The sequence below is a fragment of the Bariatricus sp. HCP28S3_A4 genome (assembly GCF_052066395.1).
Taxonomy (GTDB): Bacteria; Bacillota; Clostridia; order Lachnospirales; family Lachnospiraceae; genus Allocoprococcus.
Genome location: NZ_JBQHSE010000075.1, coordinates 1 through 1,936, shown reverse-complemented (window position 1 = coordinate 1,936; position 1,936 = coordinate 1). Strand labels below are relative to the sequence as shown.

1 protein-coding gene is annotated in these 1,936 nt (G+C 42.4%); it reads right to left on the bottom strand.

From position 1 onward, the window contains the following. Nucleotides 1-512: 512 nt before the first annotated feature. Entirely contained in the window at nucleotides 513-1,802 is a 1,290-nt protein-coding gene (locus tag ACTNBF_RS16380; protein WP_441027274.1) for an IS110 family transposase, read from the bottom strand. Nucleotides 1,803-1,936: the final 134 nt, after the last annotated feature.

Genomic DNA, 1,936 nt, shown 5'->3' with positions numbered 1-1,936 from the left:
CTCCCTATTAAGTCAAGTCTTTTTTCCTTGAAAATCAAGGATTTTTTCAATATATCATCAATAAATATCTCAGAAGAAGAAGCCATAGGAATGAACATTTCTCTGTATCTGGTACGAAAATAGTGGATTTTGGGTACACGAAGTAAAACGTCTTGCTCTTCGTTCTACATGGCCTTGTGTATACCCATCCATCTACGGCAGCGAACCTCCCGTGTCTACCAGGATCATCAGCCCTTAAGCGCCGAGTCCTAACTTCTCTCGTCCCGCCTGTCCATAACCAGGGTGTCAGCTCAGCTCCTAACCAGGGTCACATGCCCTATGGAAAATATTCCTGCCGACTACTGGCTCATTCTTTGTATTTCTATTACTGACTTTTTTCCGGCAACAGCACTTTTCAGTGGACGTTCTCCTGTTGCATTCTGTTTTTTTCAGCTACCGTGGCTGGTTTCAGCCCTCAAGCACTCTTTACTCAAATGCTCAAACCAACCACGATATACTGTTTCCTGATATTTTTATGCTGCCATTATAGCTTCCGGCCTTACGATATCACTCAGCATCTTCTGACCATCATAATCTATGCCTTTTGTCAGTATCGTATAGAAGATCCTGATCAGCTTACACGCAATCGCTATCACCGACTGCATCTTCTTCAAAGGATTTTGCTTCCTCGTCCTGTAATAATCATGGATCTCTCTAAACTCTTTATTCTTTCCTATCACAGATATCGCAGCTTCATACAATGCATACCTCAGGCGTTTTCTTCCCCTGTGACTGATGCGGCTTTCTCCGTTATGCTTACCGGAACTGTCTGCAACAATGGCATACCCTGCTAGCTTCTGCAGCTGCTTTGGGTTATCAAAACGTCGAATGTCACCCACCTCTGCAATAAAACAGCTTACGGTTTTTAAACCGATTCCCTTGATCTCCATCAGTTTATCAATATAAGGAATCTCTGAAAGTTTCGCTTCTATCTCCTGCATCAGATCATCCATTCTGTTTTTATATACTTCGTAATCGTTCAGCAGGTTTCGGATCTCTATTCTGGCACTTTCCGGTGCTTCCGTACTTCCGATGCTGTGCTCCGCAGCTGATACCAGGGTCCTTGCCCTCTTTATGCCAGCGCCTTTCAGCTTTGCATCCCTCCATACCTGATTCACACCATCTACGCCAAGTTCTTTGATATCACATGGCAACGGTGCCTTTTTGATCACCATCATCCCGCTTACAGCGTCCGGGTTTTTATAAACGTCTTTTATTTCCGGAAAATAAATACTGAACCATCGGGCAATCCGGTTTTTGATCCTTGTAAGTTCTTCCTGCGTCTGAATACGAAGATTTGACAGATTTCTAATCTCTGCGTATATCCCTGTAGGGATATATGGATACGAAAATCTTCCTTCATTTACCAGTCCCGCAATTGTTTTTGGATCCTTACGGTCATTCTTGTTTGGGTTGTTATCATCCAGTTCTTTGGACTTCTTTACATGATGCGGATTCACATGCACCGGCTTCATTCCCTGTTCCTGCAGGTACGCTCCAAGGTTCAGCCAGTAATGGCCGGTAGGTTCCATCCCTGGAATCACCACCTCTTTCCCATGTTTCTCTGCTATATCTTCCATCCATACCTTAAATGAAGCAAACCCGGCTTCATCATTGTTGAAAGCAAACGGCTTTTTTGAGTACTCATAATTCCGCCAGTCAAAGGCCCTTGCATAATGAGTTTCACTTCCAACATCGATTCCAACAATTAAAGTTTTTGCCGTAATAGATGCAATTTTTGCGTTCTGTGTGTTATAATTCATTTCAGATACCTCTCTGTTCAATAAGATTTTTTACTAACCGTGCAAAGTCAGTAATCTTATTTTACACTGAGGTATTTTTTTCTCAACCTTCTTTCTTGGAATTCCTTATATTTGAATTATACAAGAAGCTCCTA

Excerpts from the sequence above, each read along its gene's own strand:
- ACTNBF_RS16380 (WP_441027274.1), bottom strand. The coding sequence starts at position 1,802 with ATGAATTATAACACACAGAACGCAAAAATTGCATCTATTACGGCAAAA.